20 protein-coding genes are annotated in these 18439 nt (G+C 58.8%); 11 read left to right on the forward strand and 9 right to left on the reverse strand.

Annotated features, from left to right (window positions below; all coding sequences use genetic code 11):
* Nucleotides 1-62 precede the first annotated feature (62 nt).
* The 7 genes from rpe to EJA72_RS22580 all read left to right on the forward strand — a co-directional run bounded on the left by rpe (nt 63) and on the right by EJA72_RS22580 (nt 6503).
* Nucleotides 63-737, forward strand: coding sequence for a ribulose-phosphate 3-epimerase (rpe, locus tag EJA72_RS22550; protein WP_027926743.1), 675 nt, complete (start codon nt 63-65; stop codon nt 735-737).
* A complete protein-coding gene (locus EJA72_RS22555) occupies nt 734-1552 on the forward strand; it encodes a phosphoglycolate phosphatase (protein ID WP_157713835.1) in 819 nt (272 codons plus the stop codon). The genes rpe and EJA72_RS22555 overlap by 4 nt, the downstream gene beginning before the upstream one ends.
* Nucleotides 1553-1623: 71 nt before the next feature.
* Complete coding sequence (gene trpE, locus EJA72_RS22560; protein ID WP_157713837.1) at nt 1624-3105, forward strand: anthranilate synthase component I; 1482 nt, start codon at nt 1624-1626, stop codon at nt 3103-3105.
* 113 nt (nt 3106-3218) lie between these two features.
* On the forward strand, nt 3219-3812 hold the full coding sequence (locus EJA72_RS22565) for an aminodeoxychorismate/anthranilate synthase component II (protein WP_157713839.1): 594 nt from the start codon (nt 3219-3221) through the stop codon (nt 3810-3812).
* Between the two features lie 9 nt (nt 3813-3821).
* Complete coding sequence (gene trpD, locus EJA72_RS22570) at nt 3822-4871, forward strand: anthranilate phosphoribosyltransferase (protein WP_157713841.1); 1050 nt, start codon at nt 3822-3824, stop codon at nt 4869-4871.
* Entirely contained in the window at nt 4868-5704 is an 837-nt protein-coding gene (gene trpC, locus EJA72_RS22575; RefSeq protein WP_157713843.1) for an indole-3-glycerol phosphate synthase TrpC, read from the forward strand. The genes trpD and trpC overlap by 4 nt, the downstream gene beginning before the upstream one ends.
* 97 nt (nt 5705-5801) lie before the next feature.
* Complete coding sequence (locus EJA72_RS22580; RefSeq protein ID WP_157713845.1) at nt 5802-6503, forward strand: lipoate--protein ligase family protein; 702 nt, start codon at nt 5802-5804, stop codon at nt 6501-6503.
* On the opposite strand, the gene crp is transcribed toward EJA72_RS22580, so the two are convergent.
* On the reverse strand, nt 6500-7144 hold the full coding sequence (crp, locus tag EJA72_RS22585) for a cAMP-activated global transcriptional regulator CRP (RefSeq protein ID WP_157713847.1): 645 nt from the start codon (nt 7142-7144) through the stop codon (nt 6500-6502). The genes EJA72_RS22580 and crp overlap by 4 nt on opposite strands.
* Nucleotides 7145-7374: 230 nt before the next feature.
* Between crp and EJA72_RS22590 the strand changes: the two genes are divergently transcribed.
* On the forward strand, nt 7375-7797 hold the full coding sequence (locus EJA72_RS22590; protein ID WP_042730268.1) for an OsmC family protein: 423 nt from the start codon (nt 7375-7377) through the stop codon (nt 7795-7797).
* A 67-nt stretch (nt 7798-7864) separates the two neighbouring features.
* On the opposite strand, the gene coq7 is transcribed toward EJA72_RS22590, so the two are convergent.
* The 6 genes from coq7 to hemJ all read right to left on the reverse strand — a co-directional run bounded on the left by coq7 (nt 7865) and on the right by hemJ (nt 12464).
* Nucleotides 7865-8512, reverse strand: coding sequence for a 2-polyprenyl-3-methyl-6-methoxy-1,4-benzoquinone monooxygenase (gene coq7, locus EJA72_RS22595; protein WP_157713849.1), 648 nt, complete (start codon nt 8510-8512; stop codon nt 7865-7867).
* Between the two features lie 181 nt (nt 8513-8693).
* Entirely contained in the window at nt 8694-9032 is a 339-nt protein-coding gene (locus EJA72_RS22600) for a histidine triad nucleotide-binding protein (RefSeq protein ID WP_008027110.1), read from the reverse strand.
* An 81-nt stretch (nt 9033-9113) separates the two neighbouring features.
* Nucleotides 9114-9902, reverse strand: coding sequence for an SDR family oxidoreductase (locus tag EJA72_RS22605; protein ID WP_157713851.1), 789 nt, complete (start codon nt 9900-9902; stop codon nt 9114-9116).
* A gap of 62 nt (nt 9903-9964) precedes the next feature.
* Nucleotides 9965-10942, reverse strand: coding sequence for a DUF805 domain-containing protein (locus tag EJA72_RS22610; protein ID WP_157713853.1), 978 nt, complete (start codon nt 10940-10942; stop codon nt 9965-9967).
* 91 nt (nt 10943-11033) lie between these two features.
* Nucleotides 11034-12002 (reverse strand): nitronate monooxygenase family protein, encoded by a 969-nt coding sequence (locus EJA72_RS22615; RefSeq protein WP_157713855.1) that lies wholly within the window; start codon nt 12000-12002, stop codon nt 11034-11036.
* A gap of 33 nt (nt 12003-12035) precedes the next feature.
* Nucleotides 12036-12464 (reverse strand): protoporphyrinogen oxidase HemJ, encoded by a 429-nt coding sequence (gene hemJ, locus EJA72_RS22620; RefSeq protein WP_157713857.1) that lies wholly within the window; start codon nt 12462-12464, stop codon nt 12036-12038.
* Between the two features lie 135 nt (nt 12465-12599).
* Here hemJ and argC point away from each other — a divergent pair, with 135 nt between their 5' ends.
* Together argC and erpA are read left to right on the forward strand one after the other, a co-directional pair.
* A complete protein-coding gene (argC, locus tag EJA72_RS22625; RefSeq protein ID WP_157713859.1) occupies nt 12600-13634 on the forward strand; it encodes an N-acetyl-gamma-glutamyl-phosphate reductase in 1035 nt (344 codons plus the stop codon).
* 167 nt (nt 13635-13801) lie between these two features.
* On the forward strand, nt 13802-14152 hold the full coding sequence (gene erpA / locus EJA72_RS22630; protein ID WP_007906865.1) for an iron-sulfur cluster insertion protein ErpA: 351 nt from the start codon (nt 13802-13804) through the stop codon (nt 14150-14152).
* 75 nt (nt 14153-14227) lie between these two features.
* On the opposite strand, the gene EJA72_RS22635 is transcribed toward erpA, so the two are convergent.
* Nucleotides 14228-15319: an anhydro-N-acetylmuramic acid kinase gene (locus EJA72_RS22635; protein WP_157713861.1), complete on the reverse strand. Its 1092-nt coding sequence runs from the start codon at nt 15317-15319 to the stop codon at nt 14228-14230.
* A 3-nt stretch (nt 15320-15322) separates the two neighbouring features.
* Nucleotides 15323-16753: a peptidoglycan DD-metalloendopeptidase family protein gene (locus tag EJA72_RS22640; protein WP_157713863.1), complete on the reverse strand. Its 1431-nt coding sequence runs from the start codon at nt 16751-16753 to the stop codon at nt 15323-15325.
* A 213-nt stretch (nt 16754-16966) separates the two neighbouring features.
* Here EJA72_RS22640 and tyrS point away from each other — a divergent pair, with 213 nt between their 5' ends.
* On the forward strand, nt 16967-18166 hold the full coding sequence (gene tyrS, locus EJA72_RS22645; protein WP_157713876.1) for a tyrosine--tRNA ligase: 1200 nt from the start codon (nt 16967-16969) through the stop codon (nt 18164-18166).
* Nucleotides 18167-18439 lie beyond the last annotated feature (273 nt).

The following is an 18439-nucleotide window of genomic DNA, read 5'->3' on the forward strand; positions in this document are numbered from 1 at the left end:
GCGCGCCAAAGCATGAGGTATACAATGCGCGCCATTGTGATTCTGCTCAGAAAAGGTGCGTCATGCAGCCCTTCGTAATTGCTCCGTCGATTCTCTCCGCCGACTTCGCCCGCCTGGGTGAAGAAGTGGACAATGTCCTGGCCGCTGGCGCCGACTTCGTGCACTTCGATGTCATGGACAACCACTACGTGCCGAACCTGACCATCGGCCCGATGGTCTGTGCCGCGCTGCGCAAATACGGCGTGACCGCGCCCATCGACGCGCACCTGATGGTCAGCCCGGTGGACCGCATCGTCGGTGACTTCATCGAGGCGGGCGCGACCTACATCACCTTCCACCCGGAAGCCTCGCAGCATGTCGACCGTTCCCTGCAACTGATCCGCGAAGGCGGCTGCAAGTCGGGCCTGGTGTTCAACCCGGCAACCCCGCTGAGCGTGCTCGAATACGTGATGGACAAGGTCGACATGATCCTGCTGATGAGCGTCAACCCGGGCTTCGGCGGGCAGAAGTTTATCCCCGGCACTCTCGACAAGCTGCGCCAGGCGCGGGCCTTGATCGATGCGTCCGGGCGTGACATTCGTCTGGAAATCGACGGCGGCGTGAACGTGAACAACATCCGTGAAATCGCGGCGGCTGGCGCGGACACCTTCGTGGCCGGCTCGGCGATCTTCAATGCGCCGAACTACCAGGAAGTGATCGAGAAAATGCGTGCCGAACTGGCGCTGGCCCGCCCATGAGCGGGTTTGAGCAGCTGTTCCCGGGGCGTCTGCCACGGCTGGTGATGTTCGATCTGGATGGCACGCTGATCGATTCGGTCCCCGACCTCGCAGCGGCTGTGGATAACATGCTGCTCTCCCTTGGGCGTCAACCGGCCGGCATCGAATCGGTGCGCGACTGGGTCGGCAACGGCGTGCACATGCTGGTGCGCCGGGCCCTGGCCAATCACATCGACGCCCAGGGTGTCGACGAGGTCGAGGCGGAGCATGCCCTGGAATTGTTTAACGGCTTTTATGAAGCCGGCCACGACCTGACGGTGGTTTACCCCGGCGTGCGGGACACGCTCAAGTGGCTGAACAAGCAAGGCGTGGAAATGGCCCTGATCACCAATAAGCCGGAGCGCTTCGTCGCGCCGCTGCTGGATCAGATGAAAATCGGCCGTTACTTCAAGTGGATCATCGGTGGCGATACCCTGCCACAGAAGAAACCGGACCCGGCCGCGCTGTTTTTCGTGATGAAAATGGCCAACATCCCGGCGTCGCAATCGCTGTTCGTTGGCGATTCGCGCAGCGACGTGCTGGCGGCGAAAGCGGCGGGGGTCAAGTGCGTGGCCCTCAGTTATGGCTATAACCATGGCCGACCGATTGCCGAAGAGTCGCCGGCGCTGGTGATTGACGACCTGCGCAAGCTAATTCCCGGTTGCCTGGATCCGGCCGCTGAGATAACGTTGGCCGACTCTGTTCAACCCCCTTCTGGAAACGCCATCGTGGTGGTCACTCGCAAACTCTGGATGAAAGTCATCAAGGCCCTGGCCCGCTGGCGTTGGCGCGCCTGACTTGTTCCTGGCCGGTATACCGGCGCGTTTGCATACCTGACTGTTAGACCCTCAAGCCACGAGGCTACCCCATGATCCGCGAAGAATTCCTGCGTTTGGCCGCTGCCGGCTATAACCGCATCCCGCTTGCCTGCGAAACCCTGGCCGACTTCGACACACCGCTGTCGATCTACCTGAAACTGGCCGATGAGCCCAACTCCTACCTGCTCGAATCCGTTCAAGGCGGGGAGAAGTGGGGGCGTTACTCGATCATCGGCCTGCCGTGCCGCACCGTGCTGCGGGTTCATGACCATCGCATCAGTGTGACCCACGACGGCGTCGAGATCGAAAGCCACGAATCGGAAGACCCGCTGGCGTTCGTCGAAGCGTTCAAGGCCCGCTACAACGTGCCGACCATCGCCGGCCTGCCGCGTTTCAACGGTGGCCTGGTGGGTTACTTCGGTTACGACTGCGTGCGTTATGTCGAGAAGCGTTTGGGCAAGTGCCCGAACCCGGATCCGCTGGGCGTACCGGACATCCTGCTGATGGTCTCCGACGCGGTGGTGGTGTTCGACAACCTGGCTGGCAAGATGCACGCCATCGTCCTGGCCGACCCGTCGCAGGGCGATGCCTTTGAGCAAGGTCAGGCGCGCCTGCAAGAGCTGCTGGAAAAACTCCGCCAGCCGATCACTCCGCGCCGTGGCCTGGATTTCAGCAAACAGCAGTCGGCTGACCCGGTGTTCCGCTCCAGTTTCACCCAGGACGATTACGAAAAAGCCGTCGACACCATCAAGGAATACATCCTGGCGGGCGACTGCATGCAGGTCGTGCCGTCCCAGCGCATGTCGATCGACTTCAAGGCTGCGCCGATCGATTTGTACCGGGCGCTGCGCTGCTTCAACCCGACGCCATATATGTACTTCTTCAACTTCGGCGACTTCCACGTCGTCGGCAGTTCGCCGGAAGTGCTGGTGCGAGTCGAAGACAACCTGATCACCGTTCGCCCGATTGCCGGCACACGCCCGCGCGGGGCCAACGAAGAGGCGGACCTGGCGCTGGAGAAAGACCTGCTCTCCGACGACAAGGAAATCGCCGAACACCTGATGCTGATCGACCTGGGTCGTAACGACACCGGTCGTGTATCGGAAATCGGTTCGGTGAAGCTCACCGAAAAAATGGTCATCGAGCGTTATTCCAACGTGATGCACATTGTGTCCAACGTCACCGGCCAGCTGAAAGCCGGGCTGACGGCGATGGACGCCCTGCGGGCGATCCTTCCAGCGGGCACCTTGTCCGGCGCACCGAAGATTCGTGCGATGGAAATCATCGACGAACTGGAACCGGTCAAGCGTGGCGTCTATGGCGGCGCGGTCGGTTACTTTGCCTGGAACGGCAACATGGACACCGCCATCGCAATCCGCACGGCGGTGATCAAGAACGGCGAACTGCACGTGCAGGCCGGTGGCGGCATCGTCGCCGACTCGGTCCCGGCGCTGGAATGGGAAGAAACCCTGAACAAGCGTCGCGCCATGTTCCGTGCAGTGGCCCTGGCTGAACAAACTCCGGAAAGCTGACCGATGAGTGTTGCCCGTATGACATGCCGCTTTGATTGACAAAGCGCTGGACGCTGCGGGCAACCCGTTCGAAGGCTGTATTTAAAGTCAGTGAATTCAAGAGGTTTCAAGCCATGTTGCTGATGATCGATAACTACGACTCTTTTACCTACAACGTTGTGCAATACCTTGGTGAGCTCGGCTCCCAGGTCAAAGTCGTGCGCAACGATGAGCTCACCATCGCCGAAATCGAAGCCCTCAACCCTGAGCGGATCGTCGTCTCTCCGGGGCCTTGCACCCCGACCGAAGCCGGCATTTCAATTGAAGCGATCAAGCATTTCGCTGGAAAACTGCCGATTCTGGGTGTTTGCCTGGGGCATCAGTCCATCGGCCAGGCCTTTGGCGGCGATGTGGTTCGCGCCCGTCAGGTCATGCACGGCAAGACCAGCCCGGTGTTCCACGAGGACAAAGGCGTTTTCGAAGGCCTGAACCATCCGCTGACGGTGACCCGCTATCACTCGCTGATCGTCAAGCGCGAAACCCTGCCAGACTGTCTGGAGCTGACGGCCTGGACCCAGCTCGAAGACGGTTCGGTCGACGAGATCATGGGCCTGCGCCACAAGACACTGAACATCGAAGGTGTGCAATTCCACCCTGAGTCGATCCTGACCGAGCAGGGCCACGAACTGTTTGCCAACTTCCTCAAACAAACCGGCGGCACGCGCTAAGGACTTTCCATGAATATCAAGACAGCCCTGAGTCGTATCGTCGATCAGCTCGACCTCACTACCGATGAAATGCGCGATGTCATGCGCGAAATCATGACCGGGCAATGCACGGACGCGCAGATTGGCGCGTTCATGATGGCCATGCGCATGAAGAGCGAAAGCATCGACGAGATCGTCGGCGCCGTGTCGGTCATGCGCGAGCTGGCGGACAAGGTCGAACTCAAGACCCTCGATGGCGTGGTCGACGTGGTCGGCACCGGCGGCGATGGGGCGAACATTTTCAACGTATCGACCGCTTCTTCCTTCGTGGTCGCAGCGGCCGGTTGCACCGTCGCCAAGCACGGTAACCGCGCGGTCTCGGGCAAAAGCGGCAGCGCCGATCTGCTGGAAGCCGCCGGCATTTACCTGAACCTGACCCCAGTGCAAGTGGCACGTTGCATCGACAACGTCGGCATCGGCTTCATGTTTGCCCAGACTCATCACAGTGCCATGAAACACGCCGCCGGCCCGCGCCGCGAGCTGGGCTTGCGCACACTGTTCAACATGCTCGGCCCGCTTACGAATCCGGCCGGCGTGAAACACCAGGTGGTGGGCGTATTCAGCCAGGCGTTGTGCCGGCCGTTGGCGGAAGTCTTGCAGCGTCTGGGCAGCAAGCACGTGCTCGTTGTGCATTCGAAAGACGGCCTGGACGAATTCAGCCTGGCGGCGCCGACGTTTGTCGCCGAATTGAAAAATGATCAGGTCACTGAATATTGGGTCGAGCCGGAAGACCTGGGCATGAAGAGCCAGAGCCTGCATGGCCTGGCAGTGGAAAGCCCGGCGGCTTCCCTGGAGTTGATTCGCGATGCCTTGGGCAAGCGCAAGACCGAGAACGGTCAGAAGGCTGCCGAGATGATCGTCCTCAATGCCGGTGCCGCGCTGTACGCCGCCGACCTGGCGACCAGTTTGAAAGAAGGCGTTGCCCTGGCGCACGATGCGCTGCACACAGGCCTCGCTCGGGAAAAACTTGAGGAGTTGGGTGCATTTACCGCGGTATTCAAAGTGGAGAATGAGGGATGAGCGTACCGACGGTTCTGGAAAACATTCTGGCGCGCAAAGTCGAAGAAGTCGCCGAGCGCAGCGCTCGTGTGAGTCTGGCGGAGCTGGAAAGTCTGGCCAAGGCGGCCGATGCACCCCGTGGTTTTGCCAAGGCGCTGATTGCTCAGGCCAAGCTTAAACACCCGGCGGTCATTGCTGAAATCAAAAAAGCCTCGCCAAGCAAAGGCGTGATTCGTGAGAATTTCGTTCCTGCCGACATCGCCAGGAGCTACGAGAAGGGCGGCGCGACGTGTCTGTCGGTGCTGACCGATATCGATTTTTTCCAAGGCGCTGATGTGTATCTGCAACAGGCGCGTGCGGCGTGCAAATTGCCGGTGATCCGCAAGGACTTCATGATCGATCCGTACCAGATCGTTGAAGCCCGTGCCTTGGGCGCCGACTGCGTGCTGTTGATCGTCTCCGCGCTGGATGACGTGAAAATGGCCGAGCTGGCGGCCGTGGCGAAAAGCGTCGGCCTTGACGTGTTGGTGGAAGTCCACGATGGCAACGAGCTGGAGCGGGCGTTGAAAACCCTCGACACGCCGTTGGTCGGCGTGAACAACCGTAATCTGCACACATTCGATGTCAGCCTGGAAACCACGCTCGACCTGCTACCGCGCATTCCGCGCGACCGATTGGTGGTCACCGAAAGTGGCATCTTCAATCGCGCCGATGTTGAACTGATGGAAATCAGCGACGTTTACGCGTTCCTGGTCGGCGAAGCGTTCATGCGCGCCGAAAGCCCGGGCACTGAGCTTCAGCGTTTGTTCTTCCCGGAGCGTGGTGTTGCAGTGAGTGGTTCTACGCTCGACTGACCACATCCTCGTGGCCGCCCGGTCCCCTGTGGGAGCGGGCTTGCCCGCGAAGAGGCCATCAAGTACCCCAAAGACTTCAGGTCTTACGGAGTCATCCATGCCCCAGCCAATCCCACTTACCGTCGAAACCGGCCTCCTCGCTGAACAGGAGCTGCTGGCCCAGGTGTGCACCGGCGATTCGGAATTCGGCCTGCTGTTCTGGCAACCCAGCGACCGGGCATTGGTCATGCCCCGACGCTTGAATCGCCTGCCTGCCTTCGAAGCCGCGTGCGAAGTGTCGGCCGCCGCCGGTTGGCCCGTGCTGCTGCGTGAAACCGGCGGTGAGCCGGTGCCGCAATCGGCTTCAACCATCAACATCGCGCTGGTCTACGCGCCGCCGCGCAGTGAAGGTGACCAGAACCGCATCGAAACCGCTTATCGCCGACTCTGTGATCCGATCTGTCAGTTGCTGGATGAACTGGGTGGCGTTTCGTCGTTGGGCGAAGTCGACGGCGCATTCTGCGACGGTCGTTTCAACGTCAATCTCGACGGGCGCAAGATGGTTGGCACCGCTCAGCGCTGGCGCCAGAGCAAGGGTGGTTCGCGTCCGGTCGGGCTGGTGCACGGTGCATTGTTGATGGACAACGAACGCGAGTCGATGGTCGCGGCGGTCAATCGTTTCAACGAGGCGTGCGGCCTGGAGCAGCGGGTTCGCGCCGAGAGCCACATCGCGTTACATGAGAAGTTCAGTGCGCCCGATGCGCTCGGGCGGCTCGATGCGCTTTATCGCCAGTTGCTGGCAGATATGTTCAAGGCTTAGCGCGTGCCGAAGACCACCATGGTCTTGCCTTTGACATCCACCAGGTTGCGTTCCTCAAGATCCTTGAGCACGCGACCGACCATCTCCCGCGAACACCCGACAATCCGCCCGATTTCCTGACGGGTCACCTTGATCTGCATGCCGTCGGGGTGGGTCATCGCGTCTGGCTGTTTGCACAATTCCAGCAGGCAACGGGCCACACGGCCGGTCACGTCGAAGAACGCCAGATCACCCACTTTGCGAGTGGTATTGCGCAGGCGCTGTGCGATTTGTCCGCTAAGCGCGTAAAGAATGTCCGGGTCTTGCTGTGATAACTCGCGGAATTTCGCGTAGCTGATTTCCGCCACTTCACACTCGATCTTGGCGCGGACCCAGGCACTGCGTTCCTGCTCCTGACCCGCCTGTTCGAACAGGCCCAGCTCACCGAAAAAATCCCCGGCGTTCAGGTAGGCAATGATCATTTCCCGGCCGTCGTCATCCTCGATCAGAATGGTGACCGAGCCCTTGATGATGAAGGACAGCGTTTCCGAACGGTCGCCGGCACAGATAATGTTGCTCTTGGCCGCATAACGACGGCGTTGGCAATGCATCAACAGCTTGTCGAGGTTTTTGATCTTGGGTGTAGGGGCAATACCAACCATGGTTGTATCCCGAAATGACTGCACGGTGTGTTTGGCTTTTTTTAGGAATCGCTGAGGTGCTGCAAAACTGGCAATGCGCCAGCGAATTGGCGCCAGCATAACAGACACTTTCTGCAACTTTCGAGAATTTGCCTACAGCGCTGAAGGTTTTGCCCTACGAAGGCGATCCGTGTCAATCAAGGGCCCTGTGCTAAGCTGGCGACCCTTTTTTAGACAGTGGAGTCTTGGCGATGAAGGCACGCATCCAATGGGCTGGCGAAGCCATGTTCCTCGGCGAATCCGGCAGCGGTCATGTCGTGGTCATGGACGGTCCGCCCGATGCCGGCGGTCGTAACCTGGGTGTCCGCCCCATGGAAATGCTCCTGCTGGGTGTCGGCGGTTGCAGCAACTTCGATGTGGTCAGCATTCTCAAGAAATCCCGCCAGGCCGTCGAAAGCTGCGAAGCGTTCCTCGAAGCCGAGCGTGCGACCGAAGACCCAAAAGTCTTCACCAAGATTCACATGCATTTTGTGGTCAAGGGCCGGGCGCTGAAAGAAGCTCAGGTCAAACGCGCCATCGAGCTGTCCGCCGAGAAGTATTGCTCGGCCTCGATCATGCTTGGCGCGGCAGGTGTAGAGATTACTCACGACTACGAGATCATTGAGCTCGGTTGAGAGAAATTTCAGGCACAAAAAAGGCGACTCCCTCACGGCAGTCGCCTTTTTTATGTTCGTTCTGAAATCAGATCCGATAAGTGCTCTTGGTCATCACCTTGGCCAACAAGCTCATCCCGAACTTCACCGGCGCCGGAAACCGAAATCCACCGGCGTCCAATGCACTTTCAGCGTGTTGTTCTTCATCAATCCGCATCTGCTCGAGAATCGCCCGGGACTTTTCGTCCTCCGCCGGCAGTTGCTCAAGGTGTTCGTTCAAGTGCTTGCAGACTTGATGCTCGGTGGCAGCAACGAAACCAAGGCTGACTTTATCGCTGATCAGCCCGGCCACCGCGCCAATTCCGAACGACATGCCGTAAAACAGCGGATTAAGGATGCTGGTGTGGCTGCCCAATTGATGGATGCGTTGTTCGCACCAGACCAGGTGATCGATTTCCTCTTCGGCGGCATGTTCCATGGCCGCGCGCACTTGCGGCAGCTTGGCGGTCAGGGCCTGACCCTGATAAAGCGCCTGTGCGCAGACTTCACCGGTATGGTTGATGCGCATCAGTCCGGCGACGTGCCGGGTGTCTTCGTCGCTCAGTTGTACATCTGGCTGCACGATAGCGGGCGACGGACGGTACGGCTGGCCACTGAAAGGCAGCAAGGTACGCATCGCGGCGTCTGCTTGAAGCAGAAGACGGTCAATTGGCGAGTAGTGACGTTGGGTAGTCATGCTGACCTCCGGGAAGAATCTCGGCGGCCAGTTTAACCCAATCGGCCGGGGAAGGTTTGTGCTGGGTCACTGGATACAACTGTAGGAGCGAGCTCGCTCGCGAAGATAGAACGCCCAACACATTTTCTGTGGCTGGACGACCATCGCGAGCAAGCTCGCTCCTACAGGGAAGCGTGGTAGATCAACCCGGCGGCCAATGCATCTGGCGTTGACCGAGTACATGCATATGAATGTGGTAGACAGTCTGCCCGCCTTCTTCATTGCAGTTCATGACAACGCGAAAACCTTTTTCGCAGCCCAGTTCCAGCGCCAGGCGTTGGGCAGTAAACAGAATGTGCCCGGCCAGTGCCTTGTCGTCCTCGGTCAGGTCGTTCAAGGTGCGCACCGGTTTTTTCGGGATCACCAGAAAATGCACCGGTGCCTGTGGGGCGATGTCGTGGAAGGCCAGTACCTGGTCGTCCTCGTAGATGATCTTCGCCGGGATCTCCCGGTTGATGATCTTGGTGAACAGAGTATCCACAGCTGTTTTCTCCGTTGTTTGGGCTGGCCTGAGTGTAACCACGGGTTATGCCCGAGCCCAGCCTTTTACCGTGTGTGACATTCAGCGCGGGCAATAGGCCTTGTTGACCATGCCGGCGATGGTCCGGTTCAGCCAGCGAGAGCCAAGCCGTGGCATGAAGGCGAACCAGCGATTGCGCCGACCCGGAATGATGATGGCGCGGTTTTTCTCCAGGGCCCGCACGGTATAGAGCGCGACTTCCTCGGGGCTCATCAGCAGTTTGCTGTCGGCGAGTTTTGCGGTATTCAGTTTCGCAGTGCGATAGAACGCCGTTCGGGTCGGGCCAGGGCAGAGCACCGACACCTTTACCGCACATTTTTTCAGCTCGACGCGCAGGCCTTCGGAAAAGTGCAGAACATAGGCCTTGCTGGCGTAGTAGGTGCTCATCCACGGGCCAGGTTGAAACGCAGCGACCGACGCAACGTTCAGAATCTGCCCACCGCCCTGCAGCGCCATGCTGTTGCCGATGGCGTGGCACAAGCGGGTCAGGGCGAGGATATTGACCTCGATCAGGTCTTGCTCGGTCATCCAGTCCTGAGCCAGGAATGGACCGCAGGTGCCGATGCCGGCGCAGTTCACCAACAAATCGATCTGCCGATCACCTTCTTCCAGTTCCAGCAGAAACCCGGACAGGCGCAGCGGTTCGCCGAGGTCACAGGCACGGAACAGCACTTCCACGCCAAAACGTTGGGTCAGTTCGATTGCAATGCTTTCCAGCTGATCACGCTGTCGGGCCACCAGAATCAGGCTGCGGCCCCGGCGGGCCAGCGCTTCGGCCATCGCCAGGCCGATGCCGCTGGAAGCGCCGGTGATCAGAGCGTAACGGGTCATGCAGTTCTCCATCGCAACAGCTCCGCGCCGGCGACGCAGGTGTCACGGGCGGGGAGCGCTGTTCATTCTTTCGCAGAGTCTACAGGGGCCGGGGCTTGTTCGGCTTCATCGTCTGTGGAATCCGGTGCTTGTTCGGCTTCGGGTGCAGGCTCTACTTCGACTTCATCAGTCGTGACCGAGCCACTTTCATAGCTGCTCTCGGTGGTGCTTTGGTATTCATCCTGCAGGGCGCCGAAGCCACCCGCGAGTGCGCCGATGAAAACCACGGTGACGAACACCAGCCACAGCGCGCAAAGCACTTTCACCGCCGTGCTGTTCGCCGGTGGTGGTGCGCCGTATTGGTTGGCGGTGGCATTTCCCGGCAGTACTGCCAGTAAAACCGGGAAAAGCCCGCCCACAATTGGCACGAGCGTCAGGAGATACAACCAGCCAGACCAACCCAGGTCATGCAGGCGCTGAACGCTGATCTGAACGCTGACAACCAGGAACGCGATGCATACCGCCGCGCCGACCAGCCCACCGATCACCAGGCCAACGGTTGAGGTCAGGGCAATGAGCGAAAAACCGATGGAAACAAATACCCCGCTAACACCGATCAGGACCAGCATCGAGGCCATCATCCAGGCCAGATAGCGCAGGCGGCCAATGCGTCCGGTGAAGGTAAAGACTTTGAGCGGGCCGAACTCGGGCAATGCTTCACCCACCGACGCCAGAGGTGGCGCATAAGGCGATTCGTTGCCTGTCGATGTCCATTGGCTGGGAGCAGGGGAGGGCTCGCGGACTTCGGACAAGTTCAGTTCAATCGAAGGTTCGCTTTCGATTCGGGCATCGATGCCGGTTTTCGTCAGCGCCTGAAGATAGGTTTGTGCGTCAGCCTGTGACAGGCCTTGTTTGAGCGCCACTGGCCGGCCACTGAACAACCGTTCGATGGCTGCCACATCGCTTTTGAACAGTTCGGCGAGGTTGAGCTTGGCCGTGGTGACGTCAACACCTGGCAGCAAGGCGCCGTCGAACACGATCTTGAAACGGTTTTCACTCATTGCGAGGCATCCTTGTCGCGAATTTTTTGAATAGTGAATGTTGCGAACCGGGAGTGTAAGGCCAGTCGAGGTGACTGGCCGAACTTTCCTGTCAGCGCGGCCAGCGTTTCGGGAGCTGAGCGGCCAGTTCCAGCGCTTTGCGATACTCGACGTCGAGACGTGCGACCAATTGATCGACGCTCGGCAGATCGTCGATTTCGCCAACACCCTGGCCTGCAGACCACACGGTTTTCCAGGCTTTTGCCTCATCGCTCACGGGCTTGAGTTTGGCACCGAAGTTCACCTCGCCCTTGCCTTGCAGCGCTGCCGTGTCAAAACCCGCAGCCTCCAGGCTTTGGCGCATGAAACTCGCCGGTATCCCGGACACGGCGGCAGTATGGACGATGTCCGCTGCCCTGGATGTCAGCAGCATCTCTTTATAGGCGTCGGGTGCATGACTTTCAGTGGTGCCGATAAATCGCGTACCAAAGTAGGCCAAATCCGCGCCGAGCAATTGCGCAGCGAGAATTTCGTGGCCGTGGTTCAGGCAACCGGCCAACAGCAATGTCTTGTCGAAGAACTGGCGGATTTCGGCGATCAGCGAAAATGGGCTCCAGGTGCCAGCGTGCCCACCGGCCCCTGCCGCCACCGCGATCAACCCGTCTACACCGGCCTCGGCGGCTTTCTCCGCATGACGGCGAGTCGTCACATCGTGGAACACCAGGCCGCCGTAACTGTGCACTGTATCTACGACCTCCTTCACCGCACCGAGGCTGGTAATCACAATCGGCACTTTGTGTTCGACGCAGATTTCCAGGTCGGCCTGCAACCGTGGGTTGCTGTTGTGGACGATCAGATTGACCGCATACGGTGCCGGATTTTCCAGGGTTGCCAGTCCCGCTTCGATTTCTTCCAGCCAGACCTTGAAGCCGCTGCTCTCGCGCTGATTCAGCGCGGGGAAGCTACCCACCACGCCATTGCGGCAGCAGGCGAGCACCAGTTGCGGGTTGGAAATCAGAAACATCGGCGCCGCCACCACAGGCAGACGCAAACGTTGTTCGAGCAAAGCGGGCAGCGACATGGGAAGTACCCCGGTGAGTTGTACTGATTGAAGTTAGAACGGCCGAACCACGACCAGAATTACGATAGCCAGCAATATCACAACCGGCACTTCATTGAACCAGCGGAAAAAGACATGGCTGCGGGTGTTCTCGCCACGGGCAAAACGCTTCACCTGCGCGCCGCACATGTGGTGATAGCCGATCAGGATCACCACCAGTGTGAGCTTGGCGTGTATCCACGCGCCCTGACTGAAGATACCTGGGTTGAGTGCGATCAGCGCGATACCGAATACCAGCGTCGCGATCATCGCCGGGCCCATGATGCCGCGGTACAGCTTGCGCTCCATGATGCTGAAGCGTTCTTTGCTGACGGTGTCTTCACTTTGCGCGTGATAAACGAACAGGCGCGGCAAATAGAACAGGCCGGCAAACCAGCAGACGATGCTGACGATATGAAAAGCTTTGAGCCATAGATAAAGCATTTTTGGTTGTTCCCAGGTTCACGGTAGGCTGGATAGTAGAGGCTTGAGGCTCCGCACGTCACCTTGCCGGTTGTCGCAGGGCGATACGGGCCCTATTATCGACGGCTTTCCAGTGGTTTCGTTGAGGGCAGGTTTATGGTCAAGGTCGGTATCGTCGGCGGCACGGGTTACACCGGTGTCGAACTGCTGCGTCTGTTGGCACAGCATCCGCAAGCAGAAGTGGTGGTAATCACTTCCCGATCCGAGGCTGGCCTGGCCGTTGCCGACATGTACCCGAACCTGCGAGGTCATTACGACGGCCTGGCGTTCAGCGTTCCGGACATCAAGACGTTGGGCGCTTGCGACGTGGTGTTCTTTGCGACGCCTCATGGCGTTGCCCACGCACTGGCCGGTGAACTGCTGGCGGCCGGGACCAAGGTCATCGACCTGTCGGCGGATTTCCGTTTGCAAGATGCCGATGAGTGGGCCAAGTGGTACGGTCAGCCACACGGTGCACCGGACCTGCTGGAAGAGGCGGTCTACGGCTTGCCGGAAGTCAATCGCGAGCAGATCAAACAGGCTCGCCTGATTGCTGTGCCGGGTTGCTACCCAACCGCTACGCAGCTGGGATTCCTGCCATTGCTGGAAGCTGGTCTGGCGGATACCACTCGCTTGATCGCTGACTGCAAATCCGGTGTCAGCGGTGCCGGCCGTGGTGCTTCTGTAGGCTCGCTGTATTCCGAAACGTCGGAAAGCATGAAGGCCTACGCCGTCAAAGGTCACCGTCACCTGCCAGAAATTCGCCAAGGGTTGCGTCGCGCTGCTGGCCAGGACGTGGGCCTGACTTTCGTTCCGCACCTGACGCCGATGATCCGTGGCATTCACTCGACGCTGTACGCGACCGTCGTGGATCGCTCGGTGGATCTGCAAGCGCTGTTCGAAAAACGTTACGCCAACGAACCGTTCGTCGATGTGATGCCCGCCGGCAGCCATCCGGAAACCCGCAGCGTGCGGGGTGCGAACGTCTGCCGTATCGCCGTGCATCGTCCGCAGGACGGTGATCTAGTGGTCGTGTTGTCGGTCATCGACAACCTGGTCAAAGGCGCGTCGGGTCAAGCTGTGCAGAACCTCAACATCCTGTTCGGGCTGGATGAGCGTCTGGGCCTGTCCCACGCCGGCATGCTGCCGTAGGCTTTAACCCGCTCAGCAAAAAGGCCCATTGAACGGGCCTTTTTGCATTCCGGGCTGGCAATCGGGTTGACTGATATACCATAACAATAGTTGACCGATTTTCTAGGAGAAGCGGATAATGCGCGTCATCACGCATTATGGCGGCGTAGCGCCGGGAGAAAGTCAGCATGAGCGTCGAATCCTTCACCCCCACGGCTTTGCAATTCACCCACGGTGCCGCGCACAAGGTGAAGAGCCTGGTCGATGAAGAGGGGAATGATCGCTTGAAGCTGCGCGTATTCGTTACGGGCGGCGGTTGTTCAGGTTTTCAGTACGGCTTTACCTTCGATGAAGAAGTGGCCGATGACGACACCATCGTCGAGCGCGAAGGTGTGAGTCTGGTCGTGGACCCGATGAGCTTCCAGTACCTGGCAGGTGCCGAGGTGGATTATCAGGAAGGTCTGGAAGGTTCGCGCTTCGTCATCAAGAACCCGAACGCCACCACCACGTGTGGCTGCGGCTCTTCGTTCTCGATCTGATCGCAGGTCACCGCAATATAAAACGCCGCAGGGCCTCAGGGCTCTGCGGCGTTTTGCTGTGCGGGTTTTTTTACTTCAGACGGGGTAGATGGCGCCCAGTATGCGCAGGCCGCGGGCACCGGTCACGCTTGGGCGATTTGCCGCGATCCCTTCGAGGCAGCAATGGGCCAGCCAGGCGAAGGCCATTGCTTCGACCCAGTCCGGGTCTACGCCATGAGTGGCGGTGCTGCTGACGTTCGCGTTTGGCAGCAGGCTGGCCAGGCGGTTCATCAGTGTGGTGTTGTGCGCGCCGCCACCGCAGACCAGCAGTTCTCGAGTATCCGACTGTGCGTGTTGCAGTGACTCGGTAATGGTCAGCGCGGTGAGCTCAAGTAGTGTCGTTTGCACGTCTTCGGCGGCGAAAGTTGGCAACTGTGAAAGGTGCTGCGTCAGCCATGGCAGGTTGAACACTTCGCGACCGGTGCTTTTAGGGCCTTTGGTCACGAAGAAAGGATCACTGAGTAGCGCTTTCAGCAGGACAGGTTCAACTTTACCGCTGGCGGCCCATTGGCCATCACGATCGAAGTTGTCGCCACGTTGTTGATGAATCCAGGCGTCCAGCAACACATTCCCCGGGCCGCAGTCGAAACCCGCTACCGGCTTGCCGGGCTCGATCAGGCTGAGGTTGCTGAAACCTCCAACGTTGAGTACAGCGCGGTTGCCTGCCTGTTCTTCGAACAAGGCCTCGTGAAACGCCGGAACCAGCGGGGCACCTTGCCCGCCAGCCGCAACGTCGCGACTGCGGAAATCGCTGACGACGGTGATGCCGGTCAGTTCTGTCAGCAGGGCAGGGTTGCCGATCTGCACGGTGAAACCGCGTGCGGGTTCGTGGCGAATGGTCTGGCCATGGCTACCAATCGCGCGAATGTCTTCGGGTTTCAGGTGCTGTTGATCAAGCAGGCTGTGAATGCCCTGCGCCGCCAGCTTCACCCAGTTCTGCTGGGCGATGGCGGAGCGGGCAATCTCGTCCGGGCCGCTGGCACACAAGCTGAGCAGCTCGGCGCGCAAAGAGTCGGGCATCGGAATGTAGTGCGTGGCGATCAGCTTGATCGGCGGGGTCAGCTCGACTAGCGCGATGTCCAGGCCATCAAGACTGGTCCCGGACATCACACCTATATAGAGCGTCATGGCTTAGCGCTTGCTCGAAGCGAGCATGGTGGCTTTCTCTTGATCCATGCGCGCCATCAGCGGCTGGCTTTGCGCGAGGAAACGTGCGCGCTCGGCTTTGGCGATCGGATCGGCCATCGGTAGTTTCTGACCCAGTGGGTCGACGTGAACGCCATTGACCTGGAACTCATAGTGCAAGTGCGGACCGGTAGAAAGACCGGTGGTGCCGATGTAGCCAATCACCTGGCCTTGTTTCACGGTGCCGCCGGTTTGCACGCCTTTGGCGAAGCCTTGCATATGGCCATACAGCGTACGGTAGGTGTTGCCGTGCTGGATGATCACGGTATTGCCGTAGCCGCCACGGCGACCGGCCAACAAGACTTTACCGTCGCCGGCAGCCTTGATCGGCGTGCCGCGTGGCGCCGCATAGTCGACACCTTTGTGGGCGCGGATCTTGTTCAAAATCGGGTGTTTGCGGCCCATGGAGAATTTCGAGCTGATGCGGGCGAAGTCTACCGGGGTACGGATGAACGCCTTACGCATGCTGTTGCCGTCAGCGGTGTAGTAGCTGCTGTTGCCTTGTTTGTTGGTGTAACGCACGGCGGTGTAGGTTTTGCCGCGGTTGGTAAAACGCGCAGAAAGGATCGGGCCATTGCCGACGGCCTTGCCGTTAACGACTTTCTGCTCGTAGATCACGTCAAACTCGTCGCCCTGGCGAATATCCTGGGCGAAGTCGACGTCGTAGCCAAACACACTGGCCATGTCCATGGTCAGGCTGTGGGACAGACCGGCACGTGCTGCGGATTGCGACAACGAGCTGTTGATCACGCCATGCACATAGGCAGAGCGCACAGTCGGTTTGGCGGTAATGCGGTTGAAGACATAACCCTTGTCATTCTTGGTCAGGGTGATGCTTTCGAGGTCGCTGACCTTACTGTGCAGGTTGGTCAGTTGGCCTTCAGGGTTCAGTTCGAATTCGAGCTTCTGGCCATGTTTGAGCTGGCTGAATTGCTTGGCCTGCTTGTCGCTGGCCAGGACGTCATGCACCGAAGCGGCCGGAAGACCGACTTTCTCGAACAGGGTTGAAAGCGTGTCACCCTTGGCGACGATCACTTCCCTGTGATTGGGGCCCTTCTTTTCTTCGACGGCCGGCGCAGGTGCGGCTGCAGGCGCCGACTCAGCTGTTTCCTGGGTGTCTTCGGCGCTGTTATCGATCTGCGCAAAAGGGGAAGTCACCGGCTCATTTGTGGCTTGAACGGCGTCAGCAGCGTCTTGATCTTGTGTCAGTTGTTCGGTAGGGCTTTCCAGTTCAAGGCTCAGGGTTGTCTTTTTGGCTTCGACATCACTGGACGGGAATACCAGAAGCGCCAGGCTCAAGAGAGCGGCGATGCCACTTGCTGCGAGCAGGTGGGTCTTCGGGTAAAGCGGCGGCGCTTTAGACGATTCTTGGGTCATAGGTAATTTTTGACTTTGAAAAAGATGAATTGGAAAAAGATGAATGACATGATGAAGATGAAATAACTGTATAAAATATAACCAAATCATCTCTGAAGCAAGTCCACGGACACTCTGCCGGCGGATTGGCGTCATTGCGCCGGCCAAACTTTGTATTTGACGCGTGATCTTGTATGGTTGGTCCCCTTTGAATTCGAGCCTTGCGGGTCTGTTATGAAGTCGGTTGAAGAGCAGCTAGCGCTGATTAAACGTGGTGCGGAAGAATTGTTGGTCGAGTCCGAGCTGATCGAAAAGCTCAAGCGTGGCCAACCGCTACGTATCAAGGCAGGCTTTGATCCGACCGCACCGGATTTGCACTTGGGCCACACCGTGCTTATTAACAAGCTGCGCCAGTTCCAAGAGCTGGGGCATCAGGTGATCTTCCTGATCGGCGACTTCACCGGGATGATCGGTGATCCAAGCGGCAAGAGCGCGACCCGTCCTCCGCTCACGCGCGAGCAGGTTCTCGAAAACGCCGAGACGTACAAGACTCAGGTCTTCAAGATTCTCGATCCGGCCAAAACCGAAGTGGCGTTCAACTCCACCTGGATGGATCAGATGGGGCCAGCCGACTTTATTCGCCTGACGTCGCAATACACCGTGGCTCGCATGCTCGAGCGCGATGACTTCGATAAGCGCTATACGACCAATCAGCCAATCGCCATTCACGAGTTTCTCTACCCGCTAGTGCAGGGGTATGACTCCGTTGCTCTGCGAGCGGATGTCGAGCTGGGCGGTACCGATCAGAAGTTCAACCTGCTGATGGGGCGCGAACTGCAGCGTGCTTACGGTCAGGAGCCGCAGTGCATTCTGACGATGCCGTTGCTCGAAGGTCTGGATGGCGTGAAGAAGATGTCCAAGTCCTTGGGCAACTATGTCGGTATCCAGGAAGCGCCAGGCGTTATGTACAGCAAGCTGGTTTCCATTCCGGATGCGCTAATGTGGCGTTACTTCGAATTGCTGAGCTTCCGCTCCATGGATGAGATCAATGCATTCCGTGCGGATGTCGAAGCGGGTGCGAACCCTCGTGACATCAAGATCAAGCTGGCCGAAGAAATCGTTGCGCGCTTCCATGGTGAAGAGGCTGCGGCCAATGCTCACCGCGCGGCAGGTAACCGCATGAAGGAAGGCGAGCTGCCAGATGATCTGCCGGAGATCGAGCTGAGCGCTACCGAAGATATGCCGATTGCCGCTGTCCTTAATAAAGCAGGTTTGGTGAAGAACTCTGCTGTGGCGCGTGATCTGCTGAATTCGGGTGGTGTGCGTATAGATGGTGAGGTTGTCGATCGCACCTTTATATACGTACTGGGCGCGACCCACGTTTGCCAGGCCGGAAAGAAGGCTTTTGCGCGTATTACGCTCAAATCCGAATAAACCTGAGATAAGGGGTTGACGGCGAATTCTAGAAGCCTATAATTCGCCCCACTTCCGGCGCAGTCGAAGCGGAAAACTCCTTGGTAAACAACGAGTTACGTAGTTTTCGACAGTGAGTTGCTTCAGGTCATCGAAGCCGAAAGGGGGTTGAAAAAGAGGTGTTGACAGCAGCGTGTAACGCTGTAGAATTCGCCTCCCGCTGACGAGAGATCGAAAGCGCAAGTGGTTGAAGTTGCAAAGGAAACTTTGAAAACTTCGGAAAATAACCGCTTG

The organism is Pseudomonas sp. PB120 (assembly GCF_009761815.1).
In the GTDB taxonomy this organism is placed as follows: domain Bacteria; phylum Pseudomonadota; class Gammaproteobacteria; order Pseudomonadales; family Pseudomonadaceae; genus Aquipseudomonas.